Source organism: Sporosarcina sp. SAFN-015, from assembly GCF_059415085.1.
In genome coordinates, this window is the sequence record NZ_JBPFDR010000002.1 from 88586 (window position 1) to 110345 (window position 21760).

Here is a 21760-nt window from a genome sequence, read left to right on the forward strand (position 1 = left end):
GAAAGAAAAGGAGAGGGTCAATTGAGAGCAATTAAGATTTTATTGGGAACTGTCGTCGTGGTTGCCATCATCGGCTTCGGTGTGTACCATTTCGGAACGAAATACATCGCCGACGAAGTAATGGGCCAAGTCGCGGCTGAACTGGAATCGAGCGGTGATTTGGAGTCAATTAAACAAGAAGTCCAAAACGATCCCGAGTTACGCGCCTTCATTGAAGAAGGAAAAAACGTGGACAGCTCAAAGCTTCCTTTCCAAACGAAAGAGGAAGCGACTCGAGTTTTGATGAAAAAGTTCGATTTGAACGAACTCAACGAACTGCAGATCCAAGCGCGACAAGGGATGACTGCAGAAGAACAGCAAGCCCTTTTCAATAAAATCCAAAGCAGACTGACAGAAGAAGAGATGCTGGCATTAAAGGCTTTGGCTTATAAAGAGTTATTTAAGTGAAAAACCGCTTCAGTCTAGGGTGACTGGAGCGGTTTTTCGCTTGGAAAAGAGTTATCGGTCACTTGGCGTAAGTTATCGGTCATTTTCCGGCAGTTATCGGTCACTTTCACAAAGTTATCGTCATTTTGTTACTTTAGACCTAAACGAATCAAGAAGTCCTCTCACAAATTCAAGGTTCGCCATGTAAACTCTTCCCCTTCTTTCTCCCTCAAAAGGAAGTCTTGTTCGTCTTAGAATCCGTTTCATCTTTTGTTCATCAGACAGTCGTAAAAATTGCCTGGCTGTCTTATTAGTAATGCGATAATCCACCAACATAAAATAATCTAATAGAGCACTGACATGGGCGAGGGAGTCAACATTCCTGCAACTCGGACAACCCCAACCATTTTGTATCGACTGCATGCCATGGAAACCGCAATTCACACAGTGGACTCCCGATATAAGTTCGGATGGCTGGATTCCAAATCGACTTGAAAGTGGGAACGGATCAAATTCACGGTGGGCATTGCTAAGTTTCTCCGCAATGTCTTGGAGTTGACAGGATTGAGTTGCTGGGTGAAATGAATGTAGTCTACGTAGAAAAATAGGGATTTCAAGAGGGAAAAGGAGTGTCAAATCTTGCCGATGATTCAAAAATTGCTGTTGCGGTCGGGGGAAAACCGCTGCTAGATGAATGGGAATAGAAATCTGTTGTGCATGAAACCAGTCTTCCAGTAGCATTTTATTTCGCTCCAGTTGGACGGATGGACATTCAAACGCATCAACTTGTCCATTTTCAAGTGTTCGAGTAAGTTGATTTTGCGTTTCGGGGAAACTGATTCGGCCGGCTATATTTTTCATTTCCAAAATGACCGCTCCTTGTTGGAAAAGAAAAAGTGTATCTATTTGGAATTTGCCGGTGGATTGAAGATTTAAGTCATGGAAGATGTAATGCTCGAAAGGGAATTGATATTGTCGAAAAACATTAGCCAGTATTTGTTCTCCATTTTCACCAGCCTTGGTCTTCCGCAGCTCGTTTTCAATGTCCGCATAGCGGGGATGATGCTCCGGCAACCTTCGTAGCAATGCTTCCAGCCCGATTGCCTTTAATGAATTCATTTTTTCCTTTACAATCAATGCACATCGCCTCCGTTGTAATAGTGTGACTTTTATTCTACCATGAAAAACTAATAACTTCATATAATACTGTTGGGCACAATTTATCTGTCATTTCCCGAAAGTTATCGGTCACTTTAAGGTAATTATCGATCAATCAGTACGAGTTATCGATCACTTATTGAAAGTTATCGGTCAATTTCACAAAGTTATCGTCATTTCATGACTTCCGACCTAAGAAAGTTATTGAAAGAACCCTTTAGGAGAGAGGATAAAATATAGTTTATTTAAATATATGAAACTAAAACCATGGTTTGGCAATTAGTGCTTCCCGCATATTTCGAAATAGTAGAATTTCATTTACTCTTAAATGTAAATTACCCAATTATGGAAGGAGTGTTTTACTATGAAAGGCATTCAACGGATATTTTGTATTGCTGCAGCCTTTGTTTTCCTTTTCGGAATGGCGGGCAATGCGTCTGCGGCAAACAAGAAGATTTTTGACCAAGTGAGAAATGAGTATGCGTCCTATGAAAAGAAAACGACGAACGCTTATGAGACATACCGTGAGAAGACAAAAAAGGCGTATGAAGCCTACCGTGATAAAGAACAGGCTTCTTTTGAAACTTTCGGCAAGCAGACGGATGCCGATTTGACGAAACTGACGAAGTTGTTAAGTGAAGATTACAACCAGCTCCAATCCCAATATGGCGGGAACAAAGATTTTGCTGAAAAGCTTCGAAAGTATAACAGCCAAATCAGTCCAACGTCGCTCGGCAGCCCGATGCAAAGATACGCGCAAAGCGTCAACCCGAATTATTTAGGGAGTCTCATGATGCACTATAAAAACGCCGTCAACGAACATTATTTAGGTGGGCCGATGACCGCTTACAAAAACGCGGTAAATGAACACTATCTTGGCGGGCCGATGACCGCCTATAAAAACACGGTGAATGAAAATTACTTAGGCGGTCCAATGACGAAGCTCAAAAACAATAGTCGTGACAGCTATTTAGGTGGGATTATGCAACAGCATAAAAGAGGTAAACTATCTCAAAAAGAAGCGCTGAAGCAATGGAAAGCAATGTTTCAAAAGGAACGCAAGCAAATCCAATCAGATATATCGAAGTCAAATAAAGATATTAGCCGGGTAATTGACTCAACGACTGATAAAATCCTTTCACAAAAATCCAAAACGGTGAATGGCATCCTCGAGCAACGCGAGAAATCACTTAAAGCCGTTTCAGACATGCGAGCTGAGTATTTCGGGGAAGGCATCACCTTTGAAACGCTCATTCCTGACTTAGGCGAGAACCAAGTGATGGTTGATGGGACATGGCTTGCGCTTCATCAACCGCCAGTCCTGCAAAATGGAGAAGTCCTCGTTCCGTTGCGAGCAATCTTTGAGGCAATCAATCCAGGAGTGAAATTGCAGAAAAAAGGCGACGTCATAACAATAGCTAAACCATCTGTGAAAATGACAATTGGTTCGAAGAAAGCGACAGTGAATGGAAAGGACATAACGCTTTCAACGGCCCCGACCGTAGTAAACGGTCAAACGATGATTCCACTCCAATTGGTGGATGCGTCATTTAGTAATTCGATACAGTGGGATCCCAAGGTGAAGACGGTATTTATTGACTGAAATAGAAATGGAAAACACCCAGAGAATCCGGTCTCTGGGTGTTTCCATATAGTATTTAGTTGATAGATCCGTAGAAGATTTGTCCGCCTCTTGTGTCGATAACTTTCAACATGTTCGTGCGTTTCATGAAGATGGATTTATACTGCACGCGTCCGTTTTGGTCCTTCAACGTGATGACGCGTTTGCTAGCATTGTCTTCGACAACTTGTAAGTTTATGCTGCTCACATTTACAACAGAAGAAAGCTTCGCATATTCAGCGAGTGTGCTGTTTTGTTCTGCAACCGGCTTGCTCTCAGGCTTCGTTGGTTCTGTTGCTGTTTCAGCTGCCTCTACAGTACCGAAGAAGATTTCGCCTCCGCGGAAGTCGATGAGTTTCAAGCTGTTTGTGTCTTTAACAAAGATGGATTTGTATTTGCCTTGTCCACGTGCGTCTCGGAACAAGACGATGCGTTTATAGTTATTGTCTTCCGTCACTTTTGCGGTAAGCCCAGTTACATCGATTTTGGAAGCGATTGTTTCATATTCAGGAAGTTGCTTCAGTTCATCTGCTGTAATGTTTAATTGGTATCTTGCTTCATGGTTTTTGTAAGAAGTTTCATATTTTGAGATAGCCGCCTCAGCTTTATCTGCGTGTAGGACGTTTGCTGCTCCGAAACCACCTGTAGTAAGTAGTGCTGCGCTCAATGTAGTTGCAAAAAGTTTTTTCATGTTTTTTCTCTCCTTTGTTTTGGTATGGCTTTATCTTACCCTCGCTTTTTTAAAGGACTCTGTGAAATTTATGAGAAATTGGTGAGAATTTCCGACAAGAGCGAAATAAACATCGCATAAAAAAGCGCCCAGAGATTGGCATCTCTGGGCGTATCCTATTTATCTCCGTATTCTAACTGCTTCTCAATCTTTCCATCATCTCCATGAATATAAACCATCGTTCCTGCTTCCTCGGCCATCCGTTTTGCTTCATCGACCGCGTCATCTCGAGAACCTGCTGTATAGGCTGGTTCATCGTTGCCTTCCTTTTTCACAGCCCAACCATCTTCATCATGGGGGACGACGTGGAATCTTGCGTCGTCCGTTCCTGCACGATCCTCAAAATATTCATCTTGGTCACGTTTCTTATCATTTGCCATGCAATAACCTCCTTCACTGAAATCTCTCAGTCTTGTACCTCTCCATTACCCTGTTGGATGGAATCAAAACAGCAGCAAATCATAGAATAGTATGTACGAATACATATCGTGAATTTATCGATTTCCCCTTATAATTAGTTTGAAGGATATGAGGAGGAAAACAATGTTAACGACTGAACAGCTACAGAAAATCGAAAACTTGCAAGAAGAATGCGAGACAAACGACGGTATTTTATTGAAATTAAATTGGGATATGCTACGCCAACGTAAAAATCAGTCTATGGACTTTTATCATTACATGGACGGCGAGCTAGTTGCATATTTGGCCCTTTACGGATTTGGCTCAACTGTTGAAGTATGCGGAATTGTAAAGCCTGCCGAACGAAGGAAAAAGTACTTTTCAACTTTATGGAAACAGGCATTGCAAGTCATCAAGGAAAAGGGATATAAAAAAATTCTTTTGAATGCTCCTTCCACTTCTGAGTCGGCCAAGAGATGGCTTGAGAATCAACCATGTACCTATGATTTTTCTGAATATCAAATGGTATGGGAACAGCAGTCTATGGAAGAAGGTAGAGGTATCCAATTAAGGCAATCCACCGAGGATGATGCCCCGTTTGAAATTGAATTGGATATGTTAGGATTCGGCATGTCGCTGGAAGACGCTACAATTCATAAACAAGAAGTGAAAAATTATCCGAATGACGCGCATTACATTATTGAAGTGGATGGCAAGAGAGTAGGCAAGATCCGAGTAAGCCGAAATGATGGCGAGTCTTATATATATGGTTTTGTCGTTCATCCCGACTTTCAAGGAAGGGGTTATGGCCGTCAAGCATTGCAAGCGGTCGTCCGGATGGAACAGCCGTCAGGCAACCCGATTAAACTTGAAGTGGAAGCGAAAAATCGCAATGCCCTCCGTCTATATGAGTCAATTGGATTTCGAACGGTCCAAGGACAGGATTATTATCTTTGGGATGAATTTGAGGGAGGCCACGATGCATAGGAATTTCCTCAGCCTGAGTGAAAACGCTTGTCAGTCTAGACGCGAATAGAACTAAAGTTCATGAGTGGACGAGCGAGACAAGCAACAACGGATGCGAGCGTTTGTCAACAGGCTGGAAGTTCGGCTATTAGCCGGACTTTTTTTATATTGAGGAAGTCTTTCTTTACAAACCCTGAATTTGCTGATAGAATTTAATAGTTACTTAACCTAACTAATTATATTCGCAAAGGAGGCGGCAACAATCGAAACGCTTCAACAAAACTTTTTTGGGCACTATAGTAAACTCTACCGCCCGTTGCTCAATGAAGTAAACGCAAAACTGGCCAAGTACGGATTGTTTAATTCTCAATGGGCGATCATGAAAATGCTCAAGCAAGAAGGTGCGATGACGCCTGCAGAAATTGCACTTCGACAGCAAGTGGAAAAGCCGAGCATCACGAAGATTCTCCAACGCCTCGGGGAATTGGGGTATGTGGAATCGACGCCGGGACAAGATAAGAGAGAGAAATGGATTCGGCTGACAAGTTCAGGGGAATCCGTTTGCAGTGACATAATGGAGCAACTTGCATCTCTATACGAAGACCTTCTAAAAGGTTTATCGAAAGAAGAATTGGAAATGGCTATAAGCGTATTGGCGCGCGCCCACCAAAATTTAACATCATGAAAGAGTGAAAATATGCAAGAACAAAAACTATGGACAAAGGACTTCATAACGATATCAATTATCAATTTCATCCTCATGCTTGCCATGTATTTATTATTAGTCACCATTGCGCCGTTCGCGGTTGAGCAATATGGAGCTTCGACAAGCATGGCAGGGCTTGTTTCGGGAATATTCATCATCGGAACATTGATCGCACGGATTTTTTCAGGAGGCTTGATTGGAAAAGTCGGCGGCAAGAGAATGCTGTTCATCGGTCTTCTCGTGTCCACGATTGCAACCGCCTTTTATTTCGGATCAGCGAATATGCCGTTGCTCCTTGCAAACCGGCTATTTCACGGAATCGGACTTGGAATTGCGTCTACTGCGACTGGCACGATGATTGCACAAGCAATCCCAGCGTCGAGGAGAGGAGAAGGGATTGGCTATTTTAGCATGAGCACTGTAATGGCGACAGCCATCGGGCCATTTTTCGGTATTTTCATGAGCCAGCATTATCCGTTCCGTATGCTGTTCGTCCTCTGCCTCGCATTAAGCATCGTAACGCTGGTCATGTTCTTCTTCGTCAATGAAACCGTGAAGCCGACTGCTTTGAACAAGCCGGTAGTAGCGAAAAAACGGATTGACTTATCCAATTTCATTGAAAAGAAAGCATTGCCGATTTCCATCATTACGTTATTCGTAGCGCTCGCCTATTCAGGAGTACTGTCATTTATATCGTTTTACGCGAAGGAGATTAACCTCGTTCAAGTTGCAAGCTTCTTTTTCCTCGTCTATGCAATCGTCGTATTGCTGTCCCGTCCATTTTCTGGAAAGCTATTAGATGTAAAAGGAGCGAAGTTTGTTGTCATTCCTTCGCTCGTACTCTTCGCGCTCGGCATGATCTTGTTGAGCCAGACGCATAGCGGCATCATGCTCCTTGCGGCAGGTGCCATCTTCGGACTAGGCTACGGGAATTTCCAATCATGCGCCCAAGCGATCGCCTTAAAAGGAATTTCCGTTGAACGGCTCGGCATCGCCACCTCTACGTTCTATATCTTCCTCGATTCCGGACTCGGATTTGGGCCGTACTTTTTAGGCGTTGTCGTTCCAAGCCTCGGCTATCGGGGGATGTATGAAGTGTTGACGCTTGTCATTGTGCTATCCCTTGTTGCGTTCGTGTACCTGTTCCGTAAAAGAAAAACGTTGGCTACTGCATAAATAGAAAGGCTTTGGATGCCCTAACGGAATCCAAAGCCTTTTTTATCCCACAACAATTTCACTCATCAACGCATGCACATTATCTTCCGTATCTTTGAAAAATGCCATCCACGTTTCCGTTTGTCCCATCTTTGCGACCATATGCGGTTCATCGATGAAAACGATGTCTTTTTCCTTGTACTCTTCATAGGCCTGTTGAATATCTTCCACGTGAAAATAAAGGACGGAGCTTGAATGGGCGAACTCCTCTTTTTCAGGAAGGCTTATGAAGAGGCGTACGCCGTTGCAATCAAAAAACGCCATTGTTTCCGTTGTGAATAAAAGCTGCAAACCTAAACGGTCTTTGTAAAATGCGGTAGCCCGCTCAATATCAGTTGCAGGCAAAGCAACTTGCCCGATTTTCGTAATTGTCCCCATGTAACATCTCTCCCTTTTTGTCTATTTCTTTCATCATACATAACTGTTAAACGGATTTCTTATCCAAAATCACCTTTTTACGATAATGGAGCGGTGACATACCTATATGTTGCTTAAACATTTTGCTGAATGAAACAGGATTGGAAAATCCAATTTCAAATGCGATATCCGTCATATTGAGTTCGAAATTTGCCAACAGCTTTTTTGCTTTTTCGATCCGCAACTCCGAAATATGCTGGTGTGGAGTCCTTCCGAACACTTGCGCATAAGTGCGCAATAAATGATTTGGTGACAAACAGGCAGCTTTTGCAATATCCGCTAATTGTAGAGGCTCTGCAAAAAATGCGCGGATATATTCGTGGGCTGTTGTTACGCGTTGGAACAATTCTTCACGCGTCGATCTGCGCAAAGCCTGTAGCGCTTCAACTTCACGGAAAGTCGTTAACTGTTCCATTATCAAGGATTCCATAATTCGATGGAATTGCTCGTCATGCCAACAAGCATCCGATTGTTTGTGATGTTTTTTAAACGTATTGATTTGCGCAGCTAAAGAAGAGCTAATTTCATATGTTCTTTCAAAAAAGTAGAGGGGGTCCGCCTTTTCAAAGGGATCAGTCAGAAGTTCATTCGTCGAGGCATCCATTGTCCGATAGATGTCTTCTGCGAATCCATCACCGAAAAACATGCAAAATGATTCCACAACCTGTTTCTCTTCAATTCCGATAGTATACGGTCCTTCATTCAAAAGAAGATATCGGTTTTCTTCAACCGCAAAGAAACCCCTATCCGTCTTGTAAAGGGCTCTGCCATTCGAGAATGTCTTTATGGAAAGCTGTCCGATGCCTTCCCAGTAGAATTCGTTGCTTTTTGCATGCAAAATAAAATTGGATGAATCTTTTACTTCCATTCCCTCACCTCTGTATTATCTGACTAATCAAAAGTATACCACTTTCATACTTTGTCTAATAGCTTGATTGGGGCAAGAGGAATGAAAAGGCTATCGCAGAAAAAATCTACTTTCGCGATAGCCCAAAAATATTGCTGTCTCAATCTTGAATTGTCACTGGCCGTATATATCGTACAAGGTAGCCGTGTTTGGGAGATCCAATAAAGCTGATTAGAAATACTACACCAGTTGCAAATGCCATGGATCCCGATATGGATGTATCAATCCAGACGGCAATATAGTAACCGCCGATTGCAGAAATGACACCGAATAGGGCGCTCAGGCACATCATTACAGACAGTCGTTCGGTCCAAAGATAAGCCGCAGCGGCAGGGGTAATGAGCATTGCCACAACCATGATGGCGCCGACTGCGTCAAATGATGCGACGGTCGTAATCGACACGAGTGTCATGAATACATAATGCATGAGCATGACTGGAATGCCAAGGCTTGCTGCTAGCGCGGCATCGAACGTCGTAATTTTCCACTCTTTATAGAAAGCGACTACCATGACGAGCACAATCGCCAATACAATGAGCAGTATGAATGTAGCCTGAGGCATTTCGCCAATCAACGGGACATCCATCGTATTCCACGGAACGAATGTGATTTCTCCCATTAATGCGTGTTGCACGTCTAAGTGGACATTTCCGGTCTTTGTTGCAATTAAAATAACGCCAATTGCAAACAACGTCGTAAATACGACCCCGATGGAAGCGTCTTGCTGTACGCCGAGCGAATGAAGCAACTGCACCAAAACGGCTGTCAGCAAACCCGCGATAATCGCGCCGATCAACATATGCACGCCGCTTAACTCTCGCGTGATCAAATATGCCATGACGATGCCTAATAGGACTGTATGACTGATGGCATCGGCCATCATCGCCATCTTTCTGAGGATAAGGAAGACGCCAATAATTCCACAGGACAGCCCCACTAAGGAGGCGGTAAGTAAAATCCAACCTTCATAACTCAATTTATTTACCCTCCTTCACAGTTTGGCGAGCCATGGAGCGATTTCCCACTTCATGGTATTTGCGTTGCATCCTTAGTTGGATTGCGCGGATCAACAACCCTCGTTGCGCTCCGAAAACGATTGAAATGGTAAATATGGCAGCGGATGCGATGACGATGAACGGACCAGTTGGCCATCCTTTTCCCATTGTGCTCAGCAACGTCCCAATCATGCCCGAGCTACCGCCAAAAATAGCTGAAAGAACGAGCATCTGTTTGAATGAATGTGTCCAGTAATGTGCGCTCACTACCGGAATGATAAGCAATGCCGCCATTAGAATGACACCTACCGCTTGGATGCCGATGACAATGACGAGAACGAGCATGGACAGATAGGCACCGTTCATGAACCGTGTTGAAAGACCGAGCCCCTTAGCAAAATTTGCATCGAACAGGAACAGCTTCCATTCTTTGAATCCGACAATGATGACCCCTATAATAATTAAAGCGACAATTAACATTGTATAGACATCGGTTCGAACCATGGAAGCCGCTTGCCCGAAAATGAAATTATCAAGACCGGCTTGGTTGCCGCCTCCTTTCCGGCTGACAACCGTCAGAAGCATGACGCCCAAACCGAAGAAAACGGATAGGATGATTCCCATCGCTGCATCTTCCTTCACCCGGCTGGACGAGCGGATCCAGTGGATGAGCCATGCACCGATGAATGAGCTGATGGCTGCACCGATAATCATGAGTGGTAAACTTTTGTAACCCAAAATGGAAAAAGCAATGACGACACCTGGCAAAGCTGCGTGTGATAATGCGTCACTCATAAGGCTTTGCCGCTTCCAATAGGCAAGGCAGCCAATCATTCCGGATGCCGTCCCTAATATCAATGTGCTAAGTAGGACCCACTGCGCATTTGGAGATAAAAAGACATCGAACATGTCACTGGGCCTCCTTCATCCAGCGTAATGACCCGCCATATGTTCTCTGTACATTCTCCTTCGTAAAGACTTCCTCCGTTTTCCCGTATTTGATAATTGTTTTATTCAGCAGCATGACATGGTCGAAGTAATCTTCCACCGTCAATAAATCATGATGAACGACCATGACTGTTTTCCCGGCGCACTTTAACCGTTTCAATGTTGTCATGATAGCCGTTTCCGTAGCAGCATCTACGCCGACTAGCGGCTCATCCATGAAGTAGAGATCCGCATTTTGGACAAGCGCTCGTGCTAAGAAAACACGCTGTTGCTGCCCTCCTGATAATTGGCTGATCTGTCGATCGGCATAATCCGCCATCCCCATTTGAGCGAGCGATTCCAGAGCGAGCTCCTTGTCGTGCTTTGAAGGCCATTTAAACCATCCAACCTTACCGTACAAACCCATTAGCACGACATCCAATGCGTTCGTCGGGAAGTCCCAATCGACTGAGCCTCTTTGAGGAACGTAGCCAATTCGTGATTTCGCCTTCGCGAGGGTGGAACCGAAAAATGACACATCTCCTGAAAGTGCCGGATGTAGATTCAGCATCACTTTTAGCAAAGTGGATTTCCCGGCGCCATTCGGTCCGACAATTCCGGTCAATGAGCCAGGTTGAACGTCGAAGTTCACATCATAAAGCACTTTGTTTTTCCGGTACGATGCAGAAAGGTTTTTAACCGTAAGTACAGACATTTAGTTCCCCTCCCCTAAGAGTGCCTTGTGGATCGTATTTACATTATGTTTATACATGCCGAGATACGTCCCCTCTTCCGTACCCGCGTCTCCCATAGCGTCAGAGTACAGCTCGCCGCCCAACTTCACATCTAACCCTTGTTTTCCGGCTCCTTCGATTACAGCTTTGATGGAGTTCTGGTTAATGCTGCTTTCAACGAAAACAGCGGGAATTTTATATTCCATCAGTATATTGATTGTATCGTCGATATCCGTAATCCCAATTTCATCTTCCGTACTCAATCCTTGCAAACCGACTACTTCAATATTGTACGCTCGACCGAAATAACCAAAGGCGTCATGAGCCGTTACCAATACACGCTTACCTTCTGGAATTTGTGCAAGTTTATCTTTTGATTCTGCAAGGAGCTCATCAAGCATTTTAAAATAGGACTCCTTGTTAGCGTCAAATTCATCGGCATATTCCGGAGCAAATTTCTTCAACTCTTCAGTAGCGGCTTCGAGAGAGGTTTTCCATAATTCGATATCAAACCAAACATGTGGATCAATGGCACCATCTTCATCTGTTAATAACTTTTCTGTTGGAATGGATTCAGAAATGCCGAGCACAGGCTTTTTGCTGCCGATTCTCGTAAATGCTTCTGTCATATTCCCTTCAAGATTGAGTCCGCTATAGAAGACAATATCACTGCCCTCCAATTTCTTTATATCACCCTGAGTCGCTTTGTATAAATGGGGATCGACACCAGGCCCCATTAAACTTTCCACCGCAACATGATCGCCGCCGATGATGGATATCGGTTCAGCAATTTGTGCGATTGTCGTAACGACATTGATTTTCCCATCTGCATTGCCATCGTCTTTCTCTCCGTTGGAACATGCGGCGAAAACTAGAAGGGATAATAATAGTCCAGCAAGTACGATGCCTTTTCTCAATTTCCTCAATTCAAATTCCTCCTGTACAGGTAATGTAAATGAACAATAAAGTTTCCCTTGCGCAACATTTTGGATAAAAAAAATGAATTCACTCGGAAACTTCTAACCATCCCTCTTCAAAAAAGGTCTCATAGAAATAGTATTCACATATGCTCACAAAGTTTCCCGAGGGAAACTATTTCTCTGTTAAAAATAATTCAAAGCTCTATGTTTGTCAATACCTTTATTCGAAACTATTTATTTATCCGAAAATTATTCAGATGAAGTGTAGAACTAAACAAACTACATCAAAAGTCTGAGAGAGAATCCGACTGGGGCTCGTTATAGGAGTTGGGAAAAGTTGTTAAGCTAATGATCAATGGTGCTGGAAGGAAAGGGGAATGGTTGTGAAAGTATTGGAGTTTATCGTAAAAAAGAAGGTGTTGGTCGGTTTATTGACCGTATTGGTTGTAGCTTTGGGGAGTTTTGCAGTAGTGAAACTGGATAAAGAAATTATGCCTTCGGTTGGAATGGATGGCGCATATATAATGATCGACGCAGGGGATATGGCAGCGATTGACGTGGAACAAACTATAACGTCGCCTCTCGAACAGAGTCTGGAAGGAATCGAAGGTGTTGAGGAGATCAGGTCGACAACGGCGGTTGGAAGCAGCGCCATCGATATAACGATTGCCAGAGGACAAAGTGAAAAGGTTATGAAAGAAATAGAGACGGCGGTGAATGAAACAAAAGCCGAGCATCCTGAAATACGTGAAGCTATGGCAAGTCAATATGGCGTAAGGCAAGGCTACGAGTTTTTCATGGATCTATCGGGCGATGATCTTCAAACGATGACCGCATTCGCTAAGGATGTGCTTGAACCGAGGCTTGAAAGCTTAAAGGAGGTTCAAGATGTCAATCTGTCTGGTGTGTCGGAGCAGGAAGTTTCCATTGCGTTCAATCGAGATGAAATGAAAAAGCATGGATTGGATATAACGCAAGTCGCGGGGTTCATTGCACAAGCAAATTCGGAAGCGACACTTGGCGAATTGCAGGATGGCGAGAACGGATCACTCCTTCGTTGGAATTCGAAACTTGCGGATATTGACGGAGTGAAGCGTATTGAAATTCCAACAGGGGAAAGGTTTATCCAGCTGAAAGACATTGCCAATGTGACAGTAGAGACTCGTGGACAGTCATCATTCGTATGGAAAAACGGGACGAAGGAATTGGTGTTCATTCAAGTGGGGCGGGCAGCAAATGTCACGCAGATTGATATGGCAAAAGCCGTCCGTGAAGAGATTCAGAAAATACGCGAGGAAGGACTTGTGGAAGGCTTTACGTTAAATGAAATGGTAGCGCAGGCAGATATCGTACAGGAATCGATCGACGGAGTGGTCGTCAATATACTGATTGGCAGCGCAGTGGCGATTGCGATTCTGCTTTTATTCCTCAGAAATATCCGCGCTACGCTCATTATTGCGGTTTCCATCCCAACTTCGGTGTTGCTGACCTTTTTGACAGTATACGTGCTCGGATACAGTCTCAATATGCTGACGCTTATCGGTCTAGGTCTCGGTGTCGGAATGATGGTGGACTCATCGATCGTCATTTTGGAATCGATTTACCGGAAACGGGAGCTTGGGCTCACTAAGTTTGAAGCGGTGCTTGCGGGAACGAAGGAGGTGGCGGGTGCTGTTTTCGCCTCGATGCTGACGACGATCGTCGTATTCTTGCCGATCGGTTTTATTGGCGGCGGGCTTGGCGAGTTCATGGTCATCCTTGCGATTGTAGTGGCGATTACATTGATCAGCTCAGTGCTCGTCGCATTTACGCTCATACCTGCGCTTTCTGAGAATTTTCTTCGTTACCGGGGCATCCGTGACGCCAGGAAAGAGAGCCGTTTCAGCAAAGGGTACAATTTGATCGTTTCGTGGATTGTTGCGAAAAGGCGTCGGTGTCTTCTCGTCGTCGCCCTCTTTTTCGGACTGTTTGGCGGTTCACTTTTCCTTGTGAATAAAATCCCGATGACCGTCATGCCGGACGTCTTTAATCGGTATAGTGAAATCGTTGTAGCATTGGAAACAGGGGTGGAGCGTGCTGAAAAAGAGCGGCTGGCAAAACTGATGAATGATAAGATGTCAGAAGTTATAGATGTCGAGTCAAGTTATGTTTTGGAAGGCAGTGGGAATGAGTTGTTTGTCATTGTCAATATGACAAAAGATGATGACATTACTCTTGAGCAAAAGGAAGTGAATGAACAGATTTTGCGATCACTTCGTGAATTCCAAGACACCGAACCGATACGAACTGTGCAAGTAGCTATGTCCGAAATTAGTGGTGCGCCCGTACAAGTGATGGTCAAAGGAGAAGAATTTGGCCAGATGCAGGCAATTGCAGAAGACTTTATGAAAGAGCTTGGTAAAGTTGAAGGAATCGTAGGTGTGACAAATTCGATGGAGCGCACTTCCGAGGAAAAGGCGATTGTGTTAAAAGAGAAAGCGATTATGGATGCAGGCTTAACACAAATGCAGGTTAGACAATTCATCGAACAGGCTTTCATTACTATGCCTGTAGGTCAAATGGCGCTCGGTGGAGAGAGTGTGCCGCTCATTGTCAGCTGGAATCCAAAAACGGATTCCACTCAAGGGCTGCTTGACTTGGAAATACCGACGATGGAAGGCGATCAGAAGTTATCAATGTTCATCTACTTGGAAACTGTTCGTACGCCAAATGAAATCACGCATATTGGCAAGGAACGATTCATTTCTGTTTCCGCGGATATTGAAGGTAGAGATTTAGGTGCGATCAATCGCGACGTGCAAAAAGTCATTAAGGATTTTGATACGCCGGCAGGCTATGCAATTGATGTCGCCGGTGATATCGAGCAGCAACAGCAGCTGATGATGGAAATGATTTTAGTGTTAAGCATCGCACTGTTCCTCGTCTACTTTGTGATGGCTGTGCAATTCAATCATTTAGGGCATCCGCTTATCGTCATGTCTGTCATTCCGATGGCGATTATCGGTGTCATTATCGGATTGTTCGTGACGCAAATGGAATTGAATCTATTGTCCGGGATGGGTGTCATCATGCTCATCGGTATCGTTTTGAACAACGCGATTCTCTTAATTGACCGGACGAACCAGCTCCGTAAAGAAGGGATGTCCATGGAGGATGCATTAGTTGAAGCGGGCAGAAACCGTATACGGCCGATTTTTATGACGACATTGACGACGGTAGGCGGAATGCTGCCGCTTGCACTTGCTTCCGGAGCATCGGGCAATTACCAAGCGCCGCTCGCCACGGTATTGATTTCGGGATTGCTGTTTGCGACGTTCATCACATTGCTGCTCATTCCATCGGTTTATCGTCTGTTTACGAAGTCTGAGAAAGTGGTAAAAGTGGCAACCTCTAAACGTAAAAAGCGTGTAACGACACGGGTAGTTGACCCTGTGAAATGAAATAGAGGAAGTCAGAAACGTATAAAGTGTGCTAAACGACTCAACTTTCGCACCGGGAAATTCGCTGTAAATCCTTGAACTTTCACGGTTAGATCTGAAAATAAAATGTGTGAAGACGATGGTCGTGTGGCCAATAAGGCTCTGCTCTCTTGGGAACACCGAAATGAAGCGGATTCCCAGACACTTGGAGGGATGTTTTATGAACTATGTGATGAAATTGACGACCTTGACTGGGCATGCGCATTGCAGGAATTGGTCGGGTTTCTTGAAGATGCCCTTAAGAAGACAGAAAGCGAACCAGAAGCCTGATCCAAAAACAAGTCATGCATTGGATTGAAGGATTGCCTTTATATCAGGGCTTATTTGCGGATTCACTCTGCGAAAGTTGAGTAAACGAGCATAAATCGAGCCAAGCAAGCATAAATCGAATTATTTACTCATAAAACCCAGAAAAACGCATAAATCAATTTAAACACGCATAACTACCTTCACACGATCTTCATCATATATGGAGATCGTGTTTTTTCGCTTGTCATCTCACAAAGAAGACAGCTACAATGAGGCGATGAAGAAAGGGAGTGAATTCATTGAATGAAAAGGAGTATGACAACCTTCTTCGGATAAAAACAGCTGGAACGCTTGAGTTGTTAAGCCAGTCAGCCCATTATAACCGCTATGAAGCAACACCTTACGAAGCGTTGGATGAGCTGTTCAAAACGTATGAGCTGCATCAGTCGGACGGTTTTGTCGATTTCGGCTGCGGTAAGGCACGCGTGTCATTTTACGTCCATCATCGCTTTGGCGCATCGGTGACAGGGATCGAGATGAATGGGCAGCTTTATCAGGACGCGCTTGAAAACTTGGCAAGATACCGACGTAAAGCGAAGCACCGCGGCGGGGCAATCCGTTTTGAACGATGTTTCGCAGAAATGTATGAAATTGATCCGTCGGAGAATACATTTTATTTCTTTAATCCATTTTCCATCCAAATATTTATGACCGTCATCAGTAACATTTTGTTGTCTGTCGAACGGGAAGCTCGCCCCATCGACGTCATCCTTTATTACCCGACAGCCGAATATGTGCAATATATGGACAATCAGACGCCATTTAAGCTTTGGAAGGAAATTAAAATCGTTAGTCTTTATGATAAAAATGAAAATGAACGATTTTTAATCTACCGATTGGATGAGTAAGGTAGTTATCGTTCATTTCCTAGAGGATATCAATCATTTCGCGGTGGATATCGATCAATTCGAAGGAGTTATCAATCATTTCCCGGCATATAGTAATCATTTCCCAGGATATATGGTCATTTTGTGACCTAAGGCCTAATTGGTTAAAGACATTCGGCGTGACAGGTTTGGTCATTTGCGATAAAAACGACCGCGGAAGAGAATAAGTATTATCCCATGCCTGTCGCGCCGTATGCACTTACAAATCAATCACAACAAATGCATCGCTGCCTCCGCTTCATGCCATAGAACAGGGTATCCTTTCCCTTTCGCGCAAAAGATTGACGTGGATGTGTATTCCGGGTCGGCGTCTTTGTTGTAGCCGATTGCCTCGATCACTTCCTCCGTATTATGGCATTCGTCATAGCCACCAAATTGCAAAGTGAGCGCGCCTTTGCCGTTCGTGAACGATGCAAAGACGGTGCTATAATTCATGAAAGTTGCGACTGGGACGTGTCCAGTCACGATAGTATTTTCGCCAATCGTTTCGGGCGGTGCAAAACTTCCGGATGCTTGCTGGATATCGGATAGGACGCGGCCGATATGGTCCATCCCAACTTTTATTTTGAAGTCATAAACCGGCTCGAGCAGGACGTTTTCCGCTTTCTCCAACCCTTGCCGCAATGCGCGGAATGTCGCTTCCCTGAAGTCTCCGCCGGACGTATGCTCAATATGTCCTTTTCCTGTCAGCAAAGTGATTTTCACATCGGTCAGCGTCGATCCAGTCAATAAACCATGATGTGCCCGTTCGAAAATATGACTTTGTATCAAGTTTTGATTACCGACAGACAAATCATTCGCATGGCATACATTCTCGAACGAAATGCCGCTGTTCCGCTCGGCCGGTTCAATCCTCAAATGGACTTCCGCATAATGCTTTAGCGGTTCAAAATGGCCGTAACCGTTGACGGCGGAGCGAATTGTCTCTTTGTATAGGATTTTCGGATCGCCAAACGACACGTCGAATTGAAATCGATCCCGCACGATTTGTCTCAGCACTTCAAGCTGGATGACACCCATTACATGGACATGCACTTCTTGGACATGTTCATCCCAGACGACGCGCAATGAAGGATCCTCGGCGTCCAGCATTCTAAAGCAGCGCAGTACTTCTTTTACATGAATGGAAGGGTCGAAAATCACTTTCGATTTCAATGTTGGAATTAAATCAAACACCGCCTTCTCAACGAGCGTACCGAGCGGATCGCCCGCGCCTGCTTCAGAAAGCCCCGTTACAGCGACGATTTCTCCTGCATGGGCAGCTTCTGTCGTTTGAAATTTCTTTCCGTTATATCGCCTGATCTGCGTAATCTTCTCCTGTTTGTCCGCGTAATGCACATCATCTCTGACGTGCAAGTTCCCTTGCAATACTTTTAAGAACGTTATCCGATGGCCGTTTTCATCATGCCGAACTTTATAAACCCGTGCCGCGAATTCTCCCCTATCTACATAATCGGTCTTTGTTAACAGATCAAATTTCTCAAAGAAATCAAGAACACCGATATCCTTCAAAGCGGAGCCATGCCCATAAGCGAAGACGTCACGATGTTGAATCATCCGTTTCAAAGCGTCCAGCCATGTCTCGCTGTCATAGTCGGCATCCATATAGCGTTCGAGAAGTGCCTCGTCGCGTTCCGCAATAAATTCAATGAGACTTTCATTCATACCGTCCTCTTCTATTTCTGACAAATCGAAGATGTCCTGTGACAGGCTGCTACGAATTTCAGCCACAACGTTCTGTATATTCGCACCTTCTCGATCGGTTTTATTCAAAAAGAAAAACGTCGGGATTTGATGCTTTTTCAATAATTGCCAAACCGTTTCCGTATGACCTTCCACTCCGTCTGCTGCGCTTATAATGACGATGGCTGCATCCATCACTTGGATGGCCCTTTCCATTTCAGGTGAGAAATCGACGTGTCCCGGCGTATCGATAAGCGTATAGTGGGAGCCGTTGAACGTGAATGCTCCTTGGTCTGCAAATACAGTAATGCCGCGGTTCTTTTCGATTTCGTGGCTATCGAGGAAAGTGTCTTGATGGTCGACGCGGCCCCGCTGGCGAATGCTATGTGTATGAAAAAGCAGCTGTTCAGAAAATGTAGTCTTGCCCGCATCTACGTGGGCGACGATTCCAATTGTTTTCTGCATACGTGCACCTCGATTTCATTTCTGGATTATATAACTTTTATTTTAGTCATAAAAGGGGGAGAAAAGGAAGATATGAGCGAAGCGTGGAATAATGTGACGGAGGTCTATAGTCCCGAAGTGAGCATAACTTCTTCAAAGTCGCTCATAACTCCTCAAGATTGCGCTATAACTCTCCCGAACTCGCGCAAAATTCCACAAGTTTGCTCCATATCTCCCTTAAACTCGCGCAAAACCCTATTTATAACTAGTAAAAAAACGCACCCCAAACCGGAGTGCGCAAGATCATAATTTTTGTCGCAGCAATTGCTCGATTTCTTCATGAGGAAGCGGTTTGGAATAAAGATAGCCTTGCACTTCATTGCAACGGAGCTGCTTCAGAAAAGTTTCTTGCTCTTCCGTTTCCACACCTTCCGCGATGACGTTCAGTTCTAAATTTTTCGCTAGGTCGATAATCGCTTTTACGATAGCTGTATTGCTTTTGCTCAGTTCACCGATGAACGCTTGATCGATTTTTAAATGGGAAAGCGGGAATTTACTCAAATAGAGAAAAGACGAATAGCCTGTTCCAAAATCATCGACGCTTACGGTGATGCCCGCGTTATAGAGCTCTATTAAAACGGCTTCGCAATGCGTAACATCGGACATCATGCTTTCCGTAATCTCTAAATTCAAATACGAAGGATGCAGTCCGGTTTCGTTCAAAATTTTTAATACGTCTTCCACGAACGATGGCTGGTTGAATTGCCGCATGGACATGTTCACACTCATCCTTAAAGGAGGAAATCCGTGTTCCTGCCATGCTTTAGCCTGCGCACATGCCGTTTTCAACACCCATTCGCCGAGTGGCAGAATGAACCCGTTCTCCTCCGCAATCGGTATGAATTTCATAGGTGGGATATAGCCCCGGACAGGGTGTTTCCACCTGGCGAGCGCTTCCATCCCTTTGATCTGCCCGGTTTTCAAGTCGAATTGGGGCTGATAATGAAGGAGAAATTGTCCTTTTTCCAAAGACTGCCGCAGCTCCATTTCAAAGAATGTCTTCTCCATCAGTTCTGCGTGAAGCTCTTCTGTGAAAAACCGGAAAGTGCCTTTGCCTGCCTCTTTGGCCAAATACATGGCCGTGTCGGCACTGCGGACTAACGTGCTATATTCCTCTCCGTCGTTTGGATACAACGCAATTCCAATGCTTGGCGCAACGAAGATCTCTTGCTTGTTGAAAAAATAAGGCTGTGAAATATCCTCGACAATTTGTGAGGCGATAGATGCTAATTGTTCTTTGTCTGTAGAATCAATAAGAATGATAAATTCATCCCCGCTTAGTCTAGCTACCGCATCTTCGCTTTGAACACAATCACATAATCTTTCCCCGACAGCGATGAGCAACTGATCGCCGATATGGTGTCCTAACGTGTCGTTGACATTTTTGAATCGGTCCAGGTCAAGGAACATGATGGCAAAAGATTCGCCTTCACCTGCATTTCCTATTTTTCGGTCCAGTTGTTCTTGGAAATTTCTCCGGTTTGGCAATCCAGTTAAATAATCATAATAGGCCATATGTTCAATGACTTTTTCAGCTTCAATCCGTTGAGAAATATCGATGGCGGTTCCGACAACTTCAACAATTTCCCCTTCTTTCGCAATGGGAGACAAATAAACGAGAAAGGAAAGGCCATCGAAGGTCAATTCAAATTGAACGACTTCTCCAGTCATAGCTGCCAGCAGATAATTTTTAAATGCTTCGAGTTCTTTATCAGTGAATGAATGGACGACTTCCTGTGCATTCAATTTTTCCACTGTAATGCCAACACGTTCTTTAATTTGTCCCTCGAATAGGGTAAAGACGATTTCACCGTCTTCGGTAGTCGTATATCTAAAAATAGCATTTTGCAAGTTTTTCACGGTCGTTTGGAAATCGTTCTGCAAAGCGATTTCCAAGGCTTCTTCCGCCTGTTTATGAGCGGTGATGTCGTGGCGAATCGCGATGTATTGTTCGGGCTTCCCTTCGGAGTCAAGAAACGGGACAATTGTCGTGCTTACCCAATAGAGGGAGCCGTCCTTTGCACGATTGCAAACATCCCCTTGCCAAATCTCCCCATTTTCGATCTTGTTCCACATCTCCCTGAAAAAGCTTTTTGGATGGAATTTTGAATTGACGATGCGATGAGTTTTTCCGATCAATTCGTCGCTCGAATACTGGGATAGCTCACAAAATTTTTCATTGACGTAAGCTATGACACCTTTCGCATCAGTAATAGCGACCACTGATGAGTAATCAAGTGCATTTTCAATGTTATGCAGGTTCTGCAAAGTTTCTTTATATTTTTCATTCGTCAGTTCGCGTGCTGTAATATCGCTATCTATTGACAGGAATTGAATGTTCTCGCCGGACTCGTCCAACATTGGAATAATGTTGGCGTTCACCCAATAAGGCGAACCATCTTTTGCAATAGCCCTGATGTTCTTCTGCCAAGCTTCGCCGCTTGTGAAAAACTGTAACGCATCCTCCCTGAATCGCTCTGGTACATAGTCTGGATTGACGATGTTATAACTTTGTCCAATCAACTCTTCTGCAGTGTAGCCGGACAGTTCACAGAAATTGTTATTTACATAAATAAAATGAGCATTTCTATCTGTAATTGAAATACAGAACTTTTTATCAAAGAAATACATAAGGGAAGCAAAGCTTAGTTTCGATAACACCATTTCCAATTCCTTTCTATATACAAAAACGACGCAAAAAGCGAAGAGATGTTTCTGTGGGATGCACCGGCTCTGTGAACAGGAATATACTCTAATAAGAGACACAAAAAAATCAA

Annotated in this window: 19 protein-coding genes; 8 read left to right on the top strand and 11 right to left on the bottom strand. The window is 44.2% G+C overall.

All coding sequences use genetic code 11. The features are described from left to right. Positions 1-21: 21 nt before the first annotated feature. The gene (locus tag ACR65H_RS03430) at positions 22-447 is read left to right on the top strand and encodes a hypothetical protein (protein WP_440498693.1); all 426 of its coding nucleotides are present in this window, start codon (positions 22-24) and stop codon (positions 445-447) included. 120 nt (positions 448-567) lie between these two features. On the opposite strand, the gene ACR65H_RS03435 is transcribed toward ACR65H_RS03430, so the two are convergent. Continuing rightward, entirely contained in the window at positions 568-1563 is a 996-nt protein-coding gene (locus tag ACR65H_RS03435) for a nuclease-related domain-containing protein (protein WP_440498694.1), read from the bottom strand. Positions 1564-1948: 385 nt separating this feature from the next. Between ACR65H_RS03435 and ACR65H_RS03440 the strand changes: the two genes are divergently transcribed. After that, complete coding sequence (locus tag ACR65H_RS03440; protein WP_440498696.1) at positions 1949-3187, top strand: copper amine oxidase N-terminal domain-containing protein; 1239 nt, start codon at positions 1949-1951, stop codon at positions 3185-3187. A gap of 55 nt (positions 3188-3242) precedes the next feature. Here the strand turns inward: ACR65H_RS03440 and ACR65H_RS03445 are convergent, their stop codons facing one another. Then, positions 3243-3896 (bottom strand): hypothetical protein, encoded by a 654-nt coding sequence (locus ACR65H_RS03445; RefSeq protein WP_440498698.1) that lies wholly within the window; start codon positions 3894-3896, stop codon positions 3243-3245. Between the two features lie 155 nt (positions 3897-4051). Further along, on the bottom strand, positions 4052-4315 hold the full coding sequence (locus tag ACR65H_RS03450; RefSeq protein ID WP_440498700.1) for a DUF2188 domain-containing protein: 264 nt from the start codon (positions 4313-4315) through the stop codon (positions 4052-4054). Positions 4316-4478: 163 nt separating this feature from the next. On the opposite strand from ACR65H_RS03450, the gene ACR65H_RS03455 reads away from it, so the two are divergent. The 3 genes from ACR65H_RS03455 to ACR65H_RS03465 all read left to right on the top strand — a co-directional run bounded on the left by ACR65H_RS03455 (position 4479) and on the right by ACR65H_RS03465 (position 7182). Further along, complete coding sequence (locus ACR65H_RS03455) at positions 4479-5321, top strand: GNAT family N-acetyltransferase (RefSeq protein ID WP_440498701.1); 843 nt, start codon at positions 4479-4481, stop codon at positions 5319-5321. Between the two features lie 295 nt (positions 5322-5616). After that, positions 5617-5985, top strand: a complete 369-nt coding sequence (locus tag ACR65H_RS03460; RefSeq protein ID WP_440498702.1) for a MarR family winged helix-turn-helix transcriptional regulator — start codon at positions 5617-5619, stop codon at positions 5983-5985. 12 nt (positions 5986-5997) lie between these two features. Then, positions 5998-7182 carry an MFS transporter gene (locus tag ACR65H_RS03465; protein WP_440498704.1) on the top strand — a complete coding sequence of 395 codons (1185 nt, stop codon included), beginning with the start codon at positions 5998-6000 and terminating at the stop codon, positions 7180-7182. Positions 7183-7224: 42 nt separating this feature from the next. On the opposite strand, the gene ACR65H_RS03470 is transcribed toward ACR65H_RS03465, so the two are convergent. The 6 genes from ACR65H_RS03470 to ACR65H_RS03495 all read right to left on the bottom strand — a co-directional run bounded on the left by ACR65H_RS03470 (position 7225) and on the right by ACR65H_RS03495 (position 12127). Then, a complete protein-coding gene (locus ACR65H_RS03470; protein WP_440498706.1) occupies positions 7225-7599 on the bottom strand; it encodes a VOC family protein in 375 nt (124 codons plus the stop codon). A gap of 46 nt (positions 7600-7645) precedes the next feature. Then, positions 7646-8506, bottom strand: coding sequence for a helix-turn-helix domain-containing protein (locus ACR65H_RS03475; RefSeq protein WP_440498708.1), 861 nt, complete (start codon positions 8504-8506; stop codon positions 7646-7648). Between the two features lie 139 nt (positions 8507-8645). After that, a complete protein-coding gene (locus tag ACR65H_RS03480) occupies positions 8646-9521 on the bottom strand; it encodes a metal ABC transporter permease (protein WP_440498709.1) in 876 nt (291 codons plus the stop codon). A gap of 1 nt (position 9522) precedes the next feature. Further along, positions 9523-10449, bottom strand: coding sequence for a metal ABC transporter permease (locus tag ACR65H_RS03485; protein WP_440498710.1), 927 nt, complete (start codon positions 10447-10449; stop codon positions 9523-9525). Position 10450: 1 nt separating this feature from the next. Beyond that, on the bottom strand, positions 10451-11182 hold the full coding sequence (locus ACR65H_RS03490) for a metal ABC transporter ATP-binding protein (RefSeq protein WP_440498711.1): 732 nt from the start codon (positions 11180-11182) through the stop codon (positions 10451-10453). After that, complete coding sequence (locus ACR65H_RS03495) at positions 11183-12127, bottom strand: metal ABC transporter solute-binding protein, Zn/Mn family (RefSeq protein WP_440498713.1); 945 nt, start codon at positions 12125-12127, stop codon at positions 11183-11185. 377 nt (positions 12128-12504) lie between these two features. Between ACR65H_RS03495 and ACR65H_RS03500 the strand changes: the two genes are divergently transcribed. The 3 genes from ACR65H_RS03500 (at position 12505) to ACR65H_RS03510 (ending at position 16757) form a co-directional block, all read left to right on the top strand. Then, positions 12505-15561: an efflux RND transporter permease subunit gene (locus ACR65H_RS03500; RefSeq protein ID WP_440498715.1), complete on the top strand. Its 3057-nt coding sequence runs from the start codon at positions 12505-12507 to the stop codon at positions 15559-15561. Between the two features lie 126 nt (positions 15562-15687). Next, positions 15688-15870 (top strand): hypothetical protein, encoded by a 183-nt coding sequence (locus ACR65H_RS03505; RefSeq protein ID WP_440498716.1) that lies wholly within the window; start codon positions 15688-15690, stop codon positions 15868-15870. 278 nt (positions 15871-16148) lie between these two features. Continuing rightward, positions 16149-16757, top strand: a complete 609-nt coding sequence (locus tag ACR65H_RS03510) for a class I SAM-dependent methyltransferase (RefSeq protein WP_440498718.1) — start codon at positions 16149-16151, stop codon at positions 16755-16757. A gap of 249 nt (positions 16758-17006) precedes the next feature. On the opposite strand, the gene ACR65H_RS03515 is transcribed toward ACR65H_RS03510, so the two are convergent. Both ACR65H_RS03515 and ACR65H_RS03520 read right to left on the bottom strand, forming a co-directional pair. Continuing rightward, positions 17007-18944 carry a GTP-binding protein gene (locus ACR65H_RS03515; protein ID WP_440498720.1) on the bottom strand — a complete coding sequence of 646 codons (1938 nt, stop codon included), beginning with the start codon at positions 18942-18944 and terminating at the stop codon, positions 17007-17009. 282 nt (positions 18945-19226) lie between these two features. After that, complete coding sequence (locus ACR65H_RS03520) at positions 19227-21647, bottom strand: sensor domain-containing protein (RefSeq protein ID WP_440498722.1); 2421 nt, start codon at positions 21645-21647, stop codon at positions 19227-19229. Positions 21648-21760: the final 113 nt, after the last annotated feature.